Annotated in this window: 19 protein-coding genes; 10 read left to right on the top strand and 9 right to left on the bottom strand. The window is 65.6% G+C overall.

What is annotated here, in order from left to right; genetic code table 11:
- Nucleotides 1-64: 64 nt before the first annotated feature.
- The 6 genes from JOY90_RS32445 to JOY90_RS32420 all read left to right on the top strand — a co-directional run bounded on the left by JOY90_RS32445 (nt 65) and on the right by JOY90_RS32420 (nt 6,234).
- Complete coding sequence (locus tag JOY90_RS32445; protein ID WP_291695173.1) at nt 65-1,924, top strand: M3 family oligoendopeptidase; 1,860 nt, start codon at nt 65-67, stop codon at nt 1,922-1,924.
- Nucleotides 1,925-2,050: 126 nt separating this feature from the next.
- Nucleotides 2,051-2,203 carry an aa3-type cytochrome c oxidase subunit IV gene (locus tag JOY90_RS32440; protein ID WP_291695172.1) on the top strand — a complete coding sequence of 51 codons (153 nt, stop codon included), beginning with the start codon at nt 2,051-2,053 and terminating at the stop codon, nt 2,201-2,203.
- Between the two features lie 133 nt (nt 2,204-2,336).
- Nucleotides 2,337-3,464: a Re/Si-specific NAD(P)(+) transhydrogenase subunit alpha gene (locus JOY90_RS32435; RefSeq protein ID WP_291695171.1), complete on the top strand. Its 1,128-nt coding sequence runs from the start codon at nt 2,337-2,339 to the stop codon at nt 3,462-3,464.
- A 12-nt stretch (nt 3,465-3,476) separates the two neighbouring features.
- Nucleotides 3,477-3,794: a proton-translocating transhydrogenase family protein gene (locus JOY90_RS32430; protein WP_291695170.1), complete on the top strand. Its 318-nt coding sequence runs from the start codon at nt 3,477-3,479 to the stop codon at nt 3,792-3,794.
- A gap of 38 nt (nt 3,795-3,832) precedes the next feature.
- Nucleotides 3,833-5,230 carry an NAD(P)(+) transhydrogenase (Re/Si-specific) subunit beta gene (locus JOY90_RS32425; RefSeq protein ID WP_291695169.1) on the top strand — a complete coding sequence of 466 codons (1,398 nt, stop codon included), beginning with the start codon at nt 3,833-3,835 and terminating at the stop codon, nt 5,228-5,230.
- A 197-nt stretch (nt 5,231-5,427) separates the two neighbouring features.
- Nucleotides 5,428-6,234 (top strand): alpha/beta hydrolase, encoded by an 807-nt coding sequence (locus JOY90_RS32420; protein ID WP_291695168.1) that lies wholly within the window; start codon nt 5,428-5,430, stop codon nt 6,232-6,234.
- Nucleotides 6,235-6,306: 72 nt separating this feature from the next.
- On the opposite strand, the gene JOY90_RS32415 is transcribed toward JOY90_RS32420, so the two are convergent.
- Nucleotides 6,307-6,759 (bottom strand): hypothetical protein, encoded by a 453-nt coding sequence (locus JOY90_RS32415; RefSeq protein WP_291695167.1) that lies wholly within the window; start codon nt 6,757-6,759, stop codon nt 6,307-6,309.
- A gap of 172 nt (nt 6,760-6,931) precedes the next feature.
- Here JOY90_RS32415 and JOY90_RS32410 point away from each other — a divergent pair, with 172 nt between their 5' ends.
- Entirely contained in the window at nt 6,932-7,216 is a 285-nt protein-coding gene (locus JOY90_RS32410) for a cupin domain-containing protein (RefSeq protein ID WP_291695166.1), read from the top strand.
- Nucleotides 7,217-7,322: 106 nt separating this feature from the next.
- The gene (locus tag JOY90_RS32405) at nt 7,323-8,195 is read left to right on the top strand and encodes a hypothetical protein (protein WP_291695165.1); all 873 of its coding nucleotides are present in this window, start codon (nt 7,323-7,325) and stop codon (nt 8,193-8,195) included.
- 136 nt (nt 8,196-8,331) lie between these two features.
- Here the strand turns inward: JOY90_RS32405 and JOY90_RS32400 are convergent, their stop codons facing one another.
- The 4 genes from JOY90_RS32400 to purE all read right to left on the bottom strand — a co-directional run bounded on the left by JOY90_RS32400 (nt 8,332) and on the right by purE (nt 11,458).
- Nucleotides 8,332-9,198 carry a tetratricopeptide repeat protein gene (locus JOY90_RS32400; RefSeq protein WP_291695164.1) on the bottom strand — a complete coding sequence of 289 codons (867 nt, stop codon included), beginning with the start codon at nt 9,196-9,198 and terminating at the stop codon, nt 8,332-8,334.
- 195 nt (nt 9,199-9,393) lie between these two features.
- Nucleotides 9,394-9,699 carry a 30S ribosomal protein S21 gene (gene rpsU, locus JOY90_RS32395; RefSeq protein WP_291695163.1) on the bottom strand — a complete coding sequence of 102 codons (306 nt, stop codon included), beginning with the start codon at nt 9,697-9,699 and terminating at the stop codon, nt 9,394-9,396.
- 164 nt (nt 9,700-9,863) lie between these two features.
- Nucleotides 9,864-10,982: a 5-(carboxyamino)imidazole ribonucleotide synthase gene (locus JOY90_RS32390; RefSeq protein ID WP_291695162.1), complete on the bottom strand. Its 1,119-nt coding sequence runs from the start codon at nt 10,980-10,982 to the stop codon at nt 9,864-9,866.
- Entirely contained in the window at nt 10,979-11,458 is a 480-nt protein-coding gene (purE, locus tag JOY90_RS32385; RefSeq protein WP_291695161.1) for a 5-(carboxyamino)imidazole ribonucleotide mutase, read from the bottom strand. Before purE ends, JOY90_RS32390 begins: the two co-directional genes overlap by 4 nt.
- Before the next feature lie 192 nt (nt 11,459-11,650).
- On the opposite strand from purE, the gene JOY90_RS32380 reads away from it, so the two are divergent.
- On the top strand, nt 11,651-12,358 hold the full coding sequence (locus tag JOY90_RS32380) for a GGDEF domain-containing protein (protein ID WP_291695160.1): 708 nt from the start codon (nt 11,651-11,653) through the stop codon (nt 12,356-12,358).
- Between the two features lies 1 nt (nt 12,359).
- Here the strand turns inward: JOY90_RS32380 and JOY90_RS32375 are convergent, their stop codons facing one another.
- The 3 genes from JOY90_RS32375 to JOY90_RS32365 all read right to left on the bottom strand — a co-directional run bounded on the left by JOY90_RS32375 (nt 12,360) and on the right by JOY90_RS32365 (nt 13,250).
- Entirely contained in the window at nt 12,360-12,611 is a 252-nt protein-coding gene (locus JOY90_RS32375) for a hypothetical protein (protein ID WP_291695159.1), read from the bottom strand.
- A gap of 13 nt (nt 12,612-12,624) precedes the next feature.
- Nucleotides 12,625-12,837: a hypothetical protein gene (locus JOY90_RS32370; RefSeq protein ID WP_291695158.1), complete on the bottom strand. Its 213-nt coding sequence runs from the start codon at nt 12,835-12,837 to the stop codon at nt 12,625-12,627.
- A gap of 206 nt (nt 12,838-13,043) precedes the next feature.
- Nucleotides 13,044-13,250: a DUF465 domain-containing protein gene (locus tag JOY90_RS32365; RefSeq protein ID WP_291695202.1), complete on the bottom strand. Its 207-nt coding sequence runs from the start codon at nt 13,248-13,250 to the stop codon at nt 13,044-13,046.
- A gap of 303 nt (nt 13,251-13,553) precedes the next feature.
- Between JOY90_RS32365 and JOY90_RS32360 the strand changes: the two genes are divergently transcribed.
- Entirely contained in the window at nt 13,554-13,739 is a 186-nt protein-coding gene (locus tag JOY90_RS32360) for a DUF465 domain-containing protein (protein ID WP_291695157.1), read from the top strand.
- 138 nt (nt 13,740-13,877) lie between these two features.
- On the opposite strand, the gene JOY90_RS32355 is transcribed toward JOY90_RS32360, so the two are convergent.
- Nucleotides 13,878-14,212: FAD-dependent oxidoreductase (locus tag JOY90_RS32355; RefSeq protein ID WP_291695156.1), on the bottom strand; the 335-nt coding region annotated here is incomplete at its 5' end.

Below are 14,212 nucleotides of genomic sequence, written 5' to 3'. Positions count from 1 at the left end.
CGCACTCTTAAACCTTGCCGTCCCGCCCAACGTCCGCTCCCGTTGAACCCAGGTTTTGAACAAGATGACTTCGCGCGCCACGTCCGCCCTCCGCAAGCCGAAGCCGGCCGGCAAGAAATCAGCCGGCAAGTCGAAAAGCCCGGGCGAGGGCGGCAGGCTGCCGGAATGGAATCTCGCCGATCTCTATTCCGGCATCGATGCGCCCGAGGTCGCGAGCGACCTTGCGAAGATGGATGCGGAATGCGTCGCGTTTGAGACCGACTACAAGGGCAAGCTCGCCGACTACACGGCACGCGAGGAGGGCGGCGCGTGGCTGGCCGAGGCGGTGAGGCGCTACGAGGCGATCGACGACCTCGCCGGCCGGCTCGGTTCCTATGCGGGCCTGGTCCACGCCGGCGACAGCCTCGATCCCGGGATCTCGAAGTTCTATGGCGACGTGTCCGAGCGCCTGACGGCGGCCTCGACCCATCTGCTGTTCTTCGCGCTGGAGCTCAACCGCATCGACGACGCCGTGATCGCGCGCGCGATGCAGGCGCCGGCGCTGGATCACTACCGCCCCTGGATCGAGGATCTGCGCAAGGACAGGCCCTACCAGCTCGAGGACCGGGTCGAGCAGCTCTTCCACGAAAAGGCGCAGACCGGCTATTCGGCCTGGAACCGGCTGTTCGACCAGACCATCTCGACCCTGCGGTTCAAGGTGTCAGGCAAGGAGCTCGCGATCGAGCCGACGCTCAACCTGCTGCAGGACCGCGACGGGGCGAAGCGCAAGGCGGCGGCCGAAGCGCTCGCCAAGACCTTCAAGTCCAATGAGCGGACCTTCGCGCTCGTCACCAACACGCTGGCGAAGGACAAGGACATCTCCGACCGCTGGCGCGGCTTCCAGGACGTGGCGGATTCGCGCCACCTCAACAACCGCGTCGAGCGCGAGGTCGTGGACGCGCTGGTGGCCTCCGTGCGCGCGGCCTATCCGCGGCTGTCGCACCGCTACTATCGGCTGAAGGCCGGCTGGTTCAAAAAGAAGAAGCTCCCGCACTGGGACCGCAACGCGCCGCTGCCGTTCGCCGCGACCGGCGTGATCGCCTGGCCGGAAGCCCGCAGCATGGTGCTGACCGCCTATCGCGGCTTCTCGGCGGAGATGGCCGAGATCGCCGAGCGTTTCTTCACCGACCGCTGGATCGATGCGCCGGTCAGGCCTGGCAAGGCGCCGGGCGCATTCTCGCACCCGACCACGCCGTCGGCGCATCCCTATGTGCTGATGAACTACCAGGGCAAGCCGCGCGACGTGATGACGCTGGCCCATGAGCTCGGCCACGGCGTCCACCAGGTGTTGGCGGCCAGAAACGGCGCGCTGATGGCGCCGACGCCGCTGACGCTGGCGGAGACTGCGAGCGTGTTCGGCGAGATGCTGACCTTCAGGCGGCTCTTGTCCGAGACCAGAAGCGCGAAGCAGCGCCAGGCGCTGCTCGCCGGCAAGGTCGAGGACATGATCAACACGGTGGTGCGCCAGATCGCGTTCTACGCCTTCGAGCGCGCGGTGCACACCGAGCGCAAGAACGGCGAGTTGACCGCCGAGCGGATCGGCCAGCTCTGGCTCTCGGTGCAGGGCGAGAGCTTGGGTCCTGCGATCGAGATCAAGCCGGGCTACGAGAACTTCTGGATGTACATCCCGCATTTCATCCATTCCCCGTTCTACGTCTACGCCTATGCGTTCGGGGATTGCCTCGTGAACTCGCTCTATGCGGTCTATGAGCGCGCGGCGGAGGGGTTCGCGGAGCGCTACCTCGCGATGCTGTCGGCGGGCGGCACCAAGCACTATTCGGAATTGCTGAAGCCGTTCGGGCTCGACGCCAAGGATCCGAAGTTCTGGGACGGCGGGCTGTCGGTCGTCTCCGGCATGATCGACGAATTGGAGGCCATGGGCTGAGCTTAAGACCCCGACGATCGGCCGTCCAAATGACCCGATAGGGATGCTGCGGGGGGAGGGTGGCGTTGCCCTGTCGCCGGCTTTGCGCTAATTCACGCGACAATCGATCATCGACTGGGGACGACCATGGCAGAGCACAGCGAAGTGGCCTACACGACCGCGGACGGCAACGACTACCCCGCGCACGAAGCAACCTATGAGGGCTTCATCAAGCTCGTGAAATACGGAACGGGCACGGTCGTCATCATTCTGATCCTGATGGCGATCTTCCTGACCTGATCGATCCCTTGATCGTGCAGCGCTGCCGCGCGACGCCTGAATTTCGCCCAAACGCCGGGCACATACCCGGTGTCCATCCCCGCGGAAACAGCGCCAGCCTGGTCACGCGCGCACTCTGCTCGCCGGAGGCCTCATGAAGATTGCCGTCGCCAAGGAAATCGATCCGTCCGAACCACGGGTGGCGGCGTCGCCCGACACCGTGAAGAAGTTCAAGGCGCTCGGCGTCGATGTCGCGGTCGAGCCGGGCGCGGGCCTCAAGTCGGGCCTGCCGGACTCCGAATTTACCGCTGCCGGAGCGACCGTCGCCGCCGACGCGGTCAAGGACGCCGAGATCGTCATCAAGGTGAAGCGGCCGGAGGCGTCCGAGCTCGCCAATTACAAGCGTGGCGCGCTGGTGATCGCGATCATGGACCCCTACGGCCATGATGCGGCGCTGAAGACCATGGCCGATGCCGGCGTCTCCGCCTTCGCGATGGAGCTGATGCCGCGCATCACCCGGGCCCAGGTGATGGACGTGCTGTCGAGCCAGGCCAATCTCGCCGGCTATCGCGCCGTGATCGAGGCCGCGGAAGCCTTCGGCCGCGCCTTTCCGATGATGATGACGGCGGCAGGCACCGTTCCGGCTGCCAAGGTGTTCGTGATGGGCGTCGGCGTCGCCGGCTTGCAGGCCATTGCAACCGCGCGGCGGCTGGGCGCGGTCGTCACCGCGACCGACGTGCGGCCCGCGGTGAAGGAGCAGGTGGAGAGCCTTGGCGCAAAATTCCTCGCCGTCGAGGACGAGGAGTTCAAGCAGGCCGAGACCGCCGGCGGCTACGCCAAGGAGATGTCGAAGGAGTATCAGGCCAAGCAGGCGGCGTTGACGGCCGAGCACATCAAGAAACAGGACGTCATCATCACCACCGCCCTGATTCCGGGCCGGCCGGCGCCGCGGCTGGTCTCGCTCGACATGGTCAGGACGATGAAGCCCGGCTCGGTGCTGGTCGACCTCGCGGTCGAGCGCGGCGGCAATGTCGAGGGCGTCAGGAGCGGCGAGACCACCGAGGTCGACGGTGTCAAGATCGTCGGCTTCCCGAACCTCGCCGGCCGCGTCGCGGCCTCGGCCTCCGGCCTCTATGCCCGCAACCTGCTGTCGTTCATCGAGACGCTGGTCGACAAGCAGACCAAGGCGCTGGCGGTGAACTGGGACGACGAGCTGGTCAAGGCCACCGCATTGACCAGGGACGGCGCGGTGATCCATCCGAACTTCCAGCCGAAGGCGTAAAGGAGACAAGCCATGGAGCACGTTGCCCAAGTCGTCGATCCCTTCGTCTTCCGGCTGTCGATCTTCGTGCTCGCGGTGTTCGTGGGCTATTTCGTGGTGTGGTCGGTGACGCCGGCGCTGCACACGCCGCTGATGTCGGTGACCAACGCGATCTCCTCGGTGATCGTGGTCGGCGCGCTGCTCGCGGTCGGCGTCGGCATGATCTCGTCGGGCAGTGCCTGGGCGCGCGGCTTCGGCTTCGTCGCGCTGATCTTCGCCTGCGTGAACATTTTCGGCGGCTTCCTGGTCACCCAGCGCATGCTTGCGATGTACAAGAAGAAGACGAAGTGAGCGCGCGCTCAGGATGACGGGAAACATGAGGGCCTGAGATGAACGCCAATCTGTCTGCACTGCTCTATCTCGTCGCGGGGGTGCTGTTCATCCTGTCGCTGCGCGGCTTGTCGAGCCCGGCCTCCAGCCGCCGCGGCAACCTGCTCGGCATGGCCGGCATGGCGATCGCGGTCGCGACCACGCTGGCGAGCCATCCGCCGGCGGACGGCATCGCCTGGCTGCTCGTGATTCTCGGCGTCGCGATCGGCGGGACGATCGGCGCGGTGATCGCCCGCCGCGTGCCGATGACCTCGATGCCCGAGCTGGTCGCCGCCTTCCATTCGCTGGTCGGCATGGCCGCGGTGCTGGTCGCGGCCGGCGCGTTCTACGCGCCCGAGGCCTTCGACATCGGCACGCCCGGCGATATCCATCCGCAGAGCCTGGTCGAGATGTCGCTCGGCGTCGCCATCGGCGCCCTGACCTTCACCGGCTCGGTGATCGCGTTCCTGAAGCTCTCCGCCCGGATGAGCGGCGCGCCGATCATCCTGCCGGCGCGGCATGTCATCAACATCGTGCTCGCCATCGCGCTCGTCGTGTTCATCGTCGGCCTGGTGCTGACCGGCAGCGCGATCGACTTCTGGCTGATCACGATCATCGCACTGGCGCTCGGCGTGCTGATGATCATCCCGATCGGCGGCGCCGACATGCCGGTCGTGATCTCGATGCTCAATTCCTATTCCGGCTGGGCCGCCGCCGGCATCGGCTTCACGCTCGGCAATTCGGCCTTGATCATCACCGGCGCGCTGGTCGGCTCGTCGGGCGCGATTCTGTCCTACATCATGTGCCACGCGATGAACCGCTCCTTCATCTCGGTCATCCTTGGCGGCTTCGGCGGCGAGACCGCCGCGGCCGCCGGCGGCACCGGCGAGGCGCGGCCCGTAAAGCTCGGCTCGGCGGACGACGCGGCCTTCATCATGAAGAATGCGCAGAAGGTGATCATCGTGCCCGGCTACGGCATGGCGGTGGCGCAGGCCCAGCACGCGCTGCGCGAGATGGCCGACAACCTCAAGAAGGAGGGGGTCGAGGTCAAATACGCCATTCATCCGGTGGCGGGCCGCATGCCCGGCCACATGAATGTGCTGCTGGCCGAGGCCAACGTGCCCTATGACGAGGTGTTCGAGCTGGAGGACATCAATTCCGAGTTCGCGCAGGCCGACGTCGCCTTCGTGATCGGCGCCAACGACGTCACCAACCCGGCCGCCGAAGAGGACAAGTCCTCGCCGATCTACGGCATGCCGGTGCTGCAGGTCTGGAAAGCCGGCACCGTGATGTTCATCAAGCGCTCGCTGGCCTCCGGTTACGCCGGCATCGACAATCCCTTGTTCTATCGCGATAACACCATGATGCTGTTGGGCGACGCGAAGAAGATGACCGAGAGCATCGTCAAGGGGATGTGAGCCCGTGGTGCTGAACAGGGAGTGGCATCGGCTCCATCGCATGCCGCCCAGGGCGACGCGGCAGCAGCGCGTCCAATGGCACGCCGCGCATGCGTCGGCCTGTGGCTGCCGCGCCATCCCGGAGAGCATCAGGAAAGAGATCGAAGCGCTGATCAAGAGCCGCAAGCGATAGGCGCACGGATGCCGGCCATGCACCCATGATCGTGCTGAAATGGCTCCTCGGTCTTGCCGCGCTCGGCTATTTCGGCGCCTTGGTCACGCTTTACCTGACCCAGCGCACGATCCTCTATCCCGTCCCGACCACCTTGCGCACGGCGCCCGGAGCCGCCGGCCTCCCGCAGGCCGAGGAACATGTGCTCACGACCTCGGATGGCGAGCGGGTGATCGTCTGGCACGTCGCGGCCCGGCCGGGCCATCACGTGGTGCTGTATTTCCACGGCAATGGTGACGCGCTGGCCTACCTGGTCGGCCGCTTTCGCGCCATCACGGCTGACGGCACCGGGCTCCTCGCACTTGCCTATCGCGGCTATGCGGGCTCGAGCGGCAGCCCGAGCGAGAAAGGCCTGCTCGCCGATGCGGAGGCGGCCTATGCCTTCGCCGCGGCGCTGTACGAGCCGCGACGCCTCGTGCCCTGGGGCCATTCACTCGGCACCGGTCCGGCGGTTGCGACCGCCGCGCGCCATCCGGTCGGCGGTTTGATCCTCGAGGCGCCCTACACCTCGATCGCGGACGTCGGCGCTGCCGCCTTTCCCTTTTTCCCGGTGCGCTATCTCGTCAGGGACCGGTTTCCGTCCGATGAGTGGATCGCAGGGGTCACGGCGCCCGTGCTGGTCATGCACGGGGCCCGCGATCAGACCATCCCGCTTCCCTTCGGCGAGCGGCTGTTTGCGCTGGCGCATGAGCCCAAGCAGTTCGTGCGCTTCGACCAGGGCGGCCACAACGACCTCGGCAATTTCGGCGCGCACGAAGCGGCGCGACAATTCATCGACGCCTTGAAGGATTGACGGCCGGGCAGGGCGGACCGGCCATGCGGTTCGGCCATCGCTCACATGGTGTAAGCCGGGCGGACGCGGCCCTCAAATCGGTCTCAACCGTTCCCGCAGCTCATCGGTGGAAATGCGCTGCTCCCAATAATCGAGCAGCACAGCGCGGTTGAGCTCGATGAACGCTTGCACTTGCCTGAGCAGCCCTGAAGAAACATGGCCCGCCACCGCCGTACCTTCGAACGTAACGGACGCCGTCTCACCATCGGCCCTGAAATGCGTGGGCGGATTGACTGCCAACTTGAGGCGCGGGCCACGCCGCACACCGGCCTTCGTTGAAATGAAAACCGTGTTGTGAATCCCGGTCACCGTACTGGTAAAAGAAACCATCTCGCCAAGCATCTCCTCCTCGGCCAAAGCATCGGCCAAGGCCGCAGCGGCGCCGTAGTCGAAATCAGGCATCCCGGCGCGCAGCGCCCGCAGAAACTCGGCGGGATCGGCGATCACCTCGGCGGCAGAAGATGGAATGGTTACAGTCGCGGTCATACGAATACCATGGGGCCGAGGGCGAACCGTTGCAAGCTCAATCCCGTCCCACCGATGGCGCAGTCAAAGCCGGGGGATCGGCCATGCGGTTCAGCCACGGTTCACATGGGGGGTCGCCAATCTCGGTTCATGGTATTCGTCCCCTGATCAGAGGAGTCGGAGACGAGCCGCCATGCTGAGCGCCAGGTCCGAGGTCCAGGTGGATACCCCCGAAGTCCGCGTCACCGAATGGCGGCTGGCGCCGGGGAGCGCCACTGGGCATCATATCCACGAGATGGATTACGTGATCGTTCCCGTCACCGCTGGCGAAATGACCATCGTGGCGCCGGACGGCGCGCGCTCCAAGGCCCAGCTCGGGGTCGGGAAGTCCTATTTCCGCAAGGCGGGCGTCGAGCATGACGTGCTCAACGAGACCGGGTCCGAGATCGTTTTCCTGGAGATTGAGCTGAAGCCGTAAAGCCCTCGTTTACTGGATTAATTTAGCGTTTACTCAACTACCGGCGAACGGTCGCCCTTAATGCGCCGCAAAGTTCCCGGAAAAAGCTGCGGCGGGAGTGGTCAGAATGCTGAATTATCTGAAGAAATTCACATTGGAGATTCTGCCGTCGCTGGCCGCGACCGTCCTCGGCGCCTACATCGTCAACCACTACATCAACAGGCCCGATACGCCTCCCGCCGTGACGGTGTCGCCGGCCGACACCAAGCCATCGGCAGACGCCGACCCTGCCCATGCGCCGGCCCCCGGTGTCACCGCCAAGGGCATCTCCGAGCGCGCCATGCTGGAGAACCGCGCCGCCGAGAAGCCGGCCGAGGTCAAGCCTGCGGATGTGCGGGTCATCGATCTGAACACCAAGGGCGAGAAGCCTGCGGAGGCAGCCAGCACCCCGGCCGAGCCGCGCCGCAACCCGCCTGCATCGCGCGAGAAGGAAAAGGCGGTTGCGAAGGCGACGCCTGCGCTGGCCGTCACGACCCCGCCGGCGGAAGCTGCTGCCTCGCCCGACGCCAATGATCTGGCCCGCGCCGCGATCGAGCGGCTGCGTGCGAGCGGCGACCACGCCTCGCATCAGGAGGCCGCCCACCTTCAGGACCCGCCACACGCGTCCGAAGCACCGCGGACCGCGGCCGTCCAGACCCTGCGGCCACTGCCGCCTCCGATCACGGTCGGACCGACCGGGGAGAGCGAGGCGACTGCGGCCAACCCGCCCTATACCGCCTCGGTTCAGCCCGCTGATCCGAACCGCCCGATTCCTCCGGCGGAAATTCCGCCGCCGCCGCGCCCGCTCGCCCATCTGCGTAACGAGGCGGCGAATGCCGTGTCGCGGACCAAGACGGTCACCGAGGACATGTTCACCGCGGCCAAGTCGATGTTCCAGGCGGTCATTCCCGGCCGCAACACCGACCAGAGCAATGCCGGCTCGCAGCAATTCACCGATTAGCGCTGGGCCGCCGCTTGTGGTGCAGCCGCCCCACCAGCGCCTTTTCGAGCGAAGTGGATACCGGTTCGCGTGAGAAAACGCGTCAAAACAAACAAGCTGGAGCTTCCGTTCCGATTCCATCGGAACGGAAAAAGCTCTAGTTGCGGGGCATATTTCTTTCCGGATCCGGCTGCCGCCGTTGCGCCGTCAGGTCGTAACTCGGACGCGCCCGGCCGCCTACTCGCGCGAGCCCGGCTTGCGCCGCTTCGTCGCGCGGCCGCAGGTTGACGGCGCGGCTGTAGGAGACGGCGGCCTTGGCCTTGTCACCGAGCCGTTCATAGGCCTGGCCCCGTGCGATCCAGGTCTGGACGTTCTGCGGCCCGTCCTGCACCGCCTCGTCGAGGTCTGCGGCGGCCTCCCTGGCCCTGTCGAGCGCAAGATAGCTCTGCGCGCGCGCCAGCAGCGGTTCGGCGTGCTGCGGCACCAGCCCGCTCGCCGTGGTGAAGTCGGCGATCGCATTCAAGTGCTGCCCCTCGCTCTGGTAGAGCAGTCCGCGGTTGTAGTAGGCCTCGGCATCGTCGGGGGCGAGGACGATGGCCTCGTTGAAATCCTCGAGCGCCTGCACGGGCTCGCCACGGGCCCCGTGGACGAGGCCGCGGCCGAGATGGGCGGCGGCGTCCCCGGCGTCGAGCGCGATCGCGTGCTCGTAGTCGGCCATCGCCTGGTCGAGGTGTGCGGCCTCCCAATGCAGCTTGCCGCGATTGGCATAGGCTTTGCCGAAATTGGCGTCGAGGCTGATCGCCTTGTCGAAATCGGCCATCGCCTCATCGGTCTTGCCGGCCTGGGCGAGCAGCATCCCGCGCCTGTTGTAGGCGCGCGGATCGTCGGGGTTGCTCCTGATGGTCTCGGTGAGCGAGGCGATATTGCGGGGGGAGGCCGGCTTGGCCGGTTCGGCCTCTGGCGACGAGGACGGCGTCAGCGATCCCAGGTTGATCGAGCAGCCGGACAACAGAAGGGAGATCAAGACAACGGAAACGCAGGCCCGTCCGCTGCGGCGCGAAGCTCTGAAGGAAGGTGGCAAGACCAGCATGGCCATCGATGCGAAGCACGCGCGCGCGGAGCCCATTCGTACCCCGGCACATCGCAAAATGCAGCCAGCAAAATGATTACGCGGACCTGACGGTCCGCGTTGGTCAATCCCGGTTGGAGGAGATTCGGCTCAGCGTGGGCCGCGCGGGCCTGCGCCGGGGCCACCGCGTCCGCCGGCCGCGCCGCGATCACCGGCCGCGCCTGCGCCGAACGCCGGCTTCGGCTTCATCGGCAACAGCCCCTCACGCTGCAATTTCTTGCGTGCGAGCTTGCGCGCACGGCGCACGGCTTCGGCCTTTTCGCGGGCCTTCTTCTCGGAGGGCTTCTCGTAATGGCCGCGGAGTTTCATCTCGCGGAAGATGCCCTCGCGCTGCATCTTCTTCTTCAGCGCCTTGAGGGCTTGATCGACATTGTTGTCGCGGACGAGAACCTGCACGCGGTATCCTCTTTGTCAGTAGATCAGATGAAATCGGGTAAAGCGAAGGGTGGCGGAAAAGCCCCGCCCTTGGCCTGAGCGCGCGATGTATCAGACAATGATGGAATTGTCCACCGGTCCGGCGTGATTTCGCAGGTGGCTCGGGCCGGCCGGCTCGGGGGCTCCTATGCGGGATCGGATCTCCCGCCCGGCGCCCGCTCGACCCGGGTCACGTGGCCCATCTTCCGGCCGGAGCGGGACGTGCCCTTGCCATAGAGGTGCACGGTCGCGCCCGGAACGGTCAGCCAGCGCTCATAGTCCTTGATCTCGTCGCCGATCAGGTTGGTCATGGTGACATGGCCGTGACGGACGGGCTTGCCGAGCGGCCAGCCGGCAATCGCGCGGATATGCTGCTCGAATTGCGAGATCGAGGCCCCATCCAGCGTCCAATGTCCGGAATTGTGGACCCGCGGTGCGATCTCGTTGACCAGAACTTTTCGCCCGCCGGCATCGGCCAGCACGAACATCTCGACCGCGAGTACACCGACATAGTCGAGCGCGCCGGCGATGCGCCCGGCGATCGAACGGGCCTCATCGGCCAGTTCCGGTGGGATCGCGGCCGGAGCGCGGGATATCTTGAGGATATGGTCGCGGTGCTCGTTCTCGGTGACGTCGAAACATTCGACCTGGCCGTCAGCCGAGCGCGCGGCGATCACCGAGATTTCGCGCTCGAACGGCACGAAAGCCTCGAGGATTGCCGAGTTGGTGCCGAGCTCGGTCCAGACACGCTCGATGTCGTCGCCCCCGCGCAGCATGGCCTGACCCTTGCCGTCGTAGCCGAAGCGGCGCGTCTTCACCACGGCTGGCAGCCCGATCCGCGCGGCCGCCGCCCGCAGGCCCGCAGCCGAGGCGACGTCGGCGTAGTCGGCGGTGCCGATGCCGAGCTTTCCGATGAACTCCTTTTCCGCCAGCCGATCCTGGGTGGTCTCCAGGATCTTGCGGTCGGGGAGCACCGGCCGCCGCGCGCCGAGGATCATCGCGGCCGCTGATGGAACATTCTCGAATTCGTAGGTAATGATATCGACGTCATTGGCGAACAGTTCCAGCGCCTCGACATCGGCATATTCGGCGCAGGTCGCGTGCTGCACCACATCGAAGGCGGCCGAATCAGGGTCCGGCGCGAAGACCTGGCAGCGCAGCCCAAGCCGCGCCGCCGCCATCGCGAGCATCCGGCCCAACTGTCCGCCGCCGAGGATTCCGATGGTGTCACCCGGCTTCAGCGTCACCTTGCCGTTGGCCTTCACTCTGGTCGCTCCTTGACCGCGTCGGTCTGCTGCTGGCGCCAGGCGGCAAGCCGGCCTGCGAGCGCGGTATCGTTCAGCGCCAGCACGGCGGCCGCGAGCAGCGCGGCGTTGATGGCGCCGGCCTTGCCGATTGCGAGCGTGCCGACCGGCACGCCCGCGGGCATCTGAACGATGGAATAGAGCGAATCGACGCCCGCCAGCGCCCTGGACTCGACGGGAACGCCGAACACCGGAAGCTCGGTCAGCGACGCCGTCATGCCCGGCAGGTGCGCCGCCCCGCCGGCGCCTGCGATGATCACCTTGAAGCCCGCCGCCTTGGCGCCCTTGGCGAAGGCGAACAGCCGTTCCGGGGTGCGATGGGCGGAGACGATGCGCTTTTCGCAGGGTATGCCGAGTTCGGCGAGCGTCGCCGCGGTGTGGCGCAGGGTCTCCCAGTCGGACTGGCTTCCCATGATGATGGCGACAGAGGCGGTCATGAGCTCAATTCTTCCCGGCAATCCAGGAACATGCCTGGATTATAAGTGCGCCCCTGATGGCGGCAAGGCATGCCGAGGAAGCGGGAATGCACTATCCTGTCTTGGTGAATCGCAGCAAGCCTTGCAAGGCAGACCGGTCGATAAAATCAGGCCGCGGAGGGAAAACGGCGTGGATGCGAGATGGCAGGGGCCATGAAGAAGAAAGTCCGGGCGGCCGCGCGAGGGGCCGCGAATTCTCGCAACAGCCGGCTCGCGCCGCGTAAATCCGTACCGTCCCAGCCATCACCGCCGGACAGTGCCAAGACCTCTACCAAGGCTCCGGGCAAAGTCTCCGACAAGACCATCATTCGCCGGCTGTACACCAAGCTGGCGGTCGCCCGGGCGCAGATCGAGCTATTGCAGCTGGTCGCCGATACCGACTTTCTGCTGGACATTCCGAACCGGCGCGGTTTCGAGCGCGAGCTCGACCGCGCCATCGCCTACATCAAGCGGTATCATGCGAGCGGCGCCCTGGTCGTTCTCGACGTCGACCGCCTGAAGCCGATCAACGACGCCTTCGGGCATGCCGCGGGCGACCAGGTGCTGAAGGGGATCGCAGCCACGATCATGAGGCAGGTACGAGCCTCCGACGTGGTTGGGCGGCTCGGCGGCGACGAGTTCGCCGTGCTGCTGTGGAACCTCAGCGAAACCGATGCGCGGGCGAAGGCTGCCGCCCTGGAGCAGTCGATCGATCAGCTCACCTTCATCTTCGATGGCAGGAGGGTGGCCACCGGCGCGTCCGCCGGTGTCGCCATCCTGGATGCGCAGGCCGAGGCCGCCCGCATGCTGGAGCGGGCCGACAGCGCGATGTATGTGCGCAAGGCGCAGCGGCGGCACGAGCGGCGCGCCGCGGACGGGTAGCTTAGAGCCCGCCGATGTCCTCCGGCACCTGACCGAATTTCCTGAGCAGCCTTGCCTCGCTGAACTCGCCGATCATCGGGTCGCCGGTGCGGCTGAAGGCCACGGCGCCGACATGCCCCGCCATCCGCGCCAGCATCTCCGCGCGTCTGAGGGCGGTCGCCTGGCTGTGACATTCCTCGGCGGTGCCGGCGACCGGCGCACCGGTGTCGTCCTGAAGGAACGGCATCGCGACATAGTAGGTGATGTCGGTCATGGCTGTGCTCCGTTCATGCCGCGTCGCTTGCCGCGTCCGCGAGTGCGTTCGAGCTTGGGATGCAGCCGGATGCAACCGCCGCCTGCAACTCGGCGAGCTCCGCTTCGAGATATTCGTTGGCCATGATCAGCGCCTTGATGGTGCTGCGCAGATTGCCGTCGCACATGGCGATTGCCTGGTCGCAGGCGCGCTCGTAATGGCTGTGGTCGAACGAGGGTGTGGACATGACGGGTCCCCGAAGCTGGTGATGAAGGCCGAGAGGACGAATGTTCTTATTTTGTTCTCAAAGAGTCAAGGGTGTTTCGCCGGAAATCGGGAAATCCGCAGCACGTCCGAATGGACCCGGAGCGCATTCCCGAACGAGGAGCAAGTGAACCGCCACGCCGTCCCCTGCCTGCCCGCGGCTGCGACATAGCGCCGCCCGTTCGCGTATCAGGCGATGATGTCCGGGGTGATCTGGTCCTCGATGAAGGCGATGCGGTCGCGCAGCGCCAGCTTGCGCTTCTTCAACCGTTGCAACCGCAACAAATCCGGAGCCGGCGATTGATGCAATGCATCGATCGCCGCGTCGAGATCGCGGTGCTCTTGCTGCAGCCGGGCCAGCTCAGCATGAAGTTCGCGCTCATCCTCGTTGGTCATGATGTAGTTTAGCTGAAAAACGCGATGAGATTGCGAATGGTTGTGAAAAGCTGTGGGAAATATCGTCCTTGGCGGGCTGCTCCGCAAGCCGGCAAAATCGCGCTCCATGCAAGAGGTTAGGCGGCTTACGAAGTTCGAGTTAGTAAGGCCGGCGCGAGAAGTCGATTCTACTCACGCTTCGTTACACATGTGGTTTCAAATATGAACTTGTGCTTCTTCCGAACCCATCGACAGTTCAAGTAACTCGTGTACACTCCGCGATCGTGTCGAATCTGAGGTTCAATCCTACCGAGGAGGTTTCGAATGGCAATTCAGGCACATCTCGTTGAATTGGAGCGGAAACACAAGTCGCTCGAGAACGAGCTTCACGAAGCCCTTCTGCACCTTTCAACGGACGACCTGGAAATAGCCGAGTTGAAGCGCCGAAAGTTGATGGTGAAGGACGAGATCGAGCGGTTGAAGCATTCGATCGACAATACGCTGCACTAGCGAAACGCTGCACTAGCGAACATTGCTCCTGCCGGCGCGGATGGACGAACCGTGCCCATCCTCGCCGACGGAAGATCTCAAAATCCAGTTGTTCGGCTGCGCCAGTCGCGCCACCGGACGGATTTGCCAGCCGACAGATCATACGCCCGCGAGCTCGCCGACATGATCGGCGATCGCGAGTGATGACGTCAGCCCGGGCGACTCGATTCCGAACAGATTGATCAAGCCGTCGACGCCATGGTCGCGCGGACCCTGGATCATGAAATCCTGCGAGGCGATGGCCGGCGGCACGATCTTGGGCCGCATGCCGGAATAGCTCGGCATCAGCGCGCCGTCGGGCAGCGCGGGCCAGTATTTCCGGATCGCCGGATAGAACCGTTCCGATCGCGCCGGGTCCACCGTGTAGTCGATGTGGTCGACCCATTCGACGTCGGGCCCGAAGCGCGCCTGCCCCGCCAGGTCGAGGGTGAGGT

The organism is Bradyrhizobium sp., assembly GCF_019242285.1.
Taxonomy (GTDB): Bacteria; Pseudomonadota; Alphaproteobacteria; order Rhizobiales; family Xanthobacteraceae; genus Bradyrhizobium.
The sequence above is the reverse complement of the archived record's forward strand: the minus strand, read 5'-3'. Positions and strand labels throughout refer to the sequence as shown.

Coding starts and splice junctions, on each gene's coding strand:
- JOY90_RS32415 (WP_291695167.1), bottom strand. CDS start 6,759: ATGACCGCGACTGTAACCATTCCATCTTCTGCCGCCGAGGTGATCGCC.
- JOY90_RS32440 (WP_291695172.1), top strand. CDS start 2,051: ATGGCAGAGCACAGCGAAGTGGCCTACACGACCGCGGACGGCAACGAC.
- JOY90_RS32405 (WP_291695165.1), top strand. CDS start 7,323: ATGCTGAATTATCTGAAGAAATTCACATTGGAGATTCTGCCGTCGCTG.
- JOY90_RS32365 (WP_291695202.1), bottom strand. CDS start 13,250: ATGACCAACGAGGATGAGCGCGAACTTCATGCTGAGCTGGCCCGGCTG.
- JOY90_RS32410 (WP_291695166.1), top strand. CDS start 6,932: ATGCTGAGCGCCAGGTCCGAGGTCCAGGTGGATACCCCCGAAGTCCGC.
- JOY90_RS32370 (WP_291695158.1), bottom strand. CDS start 12,837: ATGTCCACACCCTCGTTCGACCACAGCCATTACGAGCGCGCCTGCGAC.
- JOY90_RS32360 (WP_291695157.1), top strand. CDS start 13,554: ATGGCAATTCAGGCACATCTCGTTGAATTGGAGCGGAAACACAAGTCG.
- JOY90_RS32380 (WP_291695160.1), top strand. CDS start 11,651: ATGAAGAAGAAAGTCCGGGCGGCCGCGCGAGGGGCCGCGAATTCTCGC.
- JOY90_RS32375 (WP_291695159.1), bottom strand. CDS start 12,611: ATGACCGACATCACCTACTATGTCGCGATGCCGTTCCTTCAGGACGAC.
- JOY90_RS32445 (WP_291695173.1), top strand. CDS start 65: ATGACTTCGCGCGCCACGTCCGCCCTCCGCAAGCCGAAGCCGGCCGGC.
- JOY90_RS32425 (WP_291695169.1), top strand. CDS start 3,833: ATGAACGCCAATCTGTCTGCACTGCTCTATCTCGTCGCGGGGGTGCTG.
- JOY90_RS32420 (WP_291695168.1), top strand. CDS start 5,428: ATGATCGTGCTGAAATGGCTCCTCGGTCTTGCCGCGCTCGGCTATTTC.
- purE (WP_291695161.1), bottom strand. CDS start 11,458: ATGACCGCCTCTGTCGCCATCATCATGGGAAGCCAGTCCGACTGGGAG.
- JOY90_RS32430 (WP_291695170.1), top strand. CDS start 3,477: ATGGAGCACGTTGCCCAAGTCGTCGATCCCTTCGTCTTCCGGCTGTCG.
- JOY90_RS32435 (WP_291695171.1), top strand. CDS start 2,337: ATGAAGATTGCCGTCGCCAAGGAAATCGATCCGTCCGAACCACGGGTG.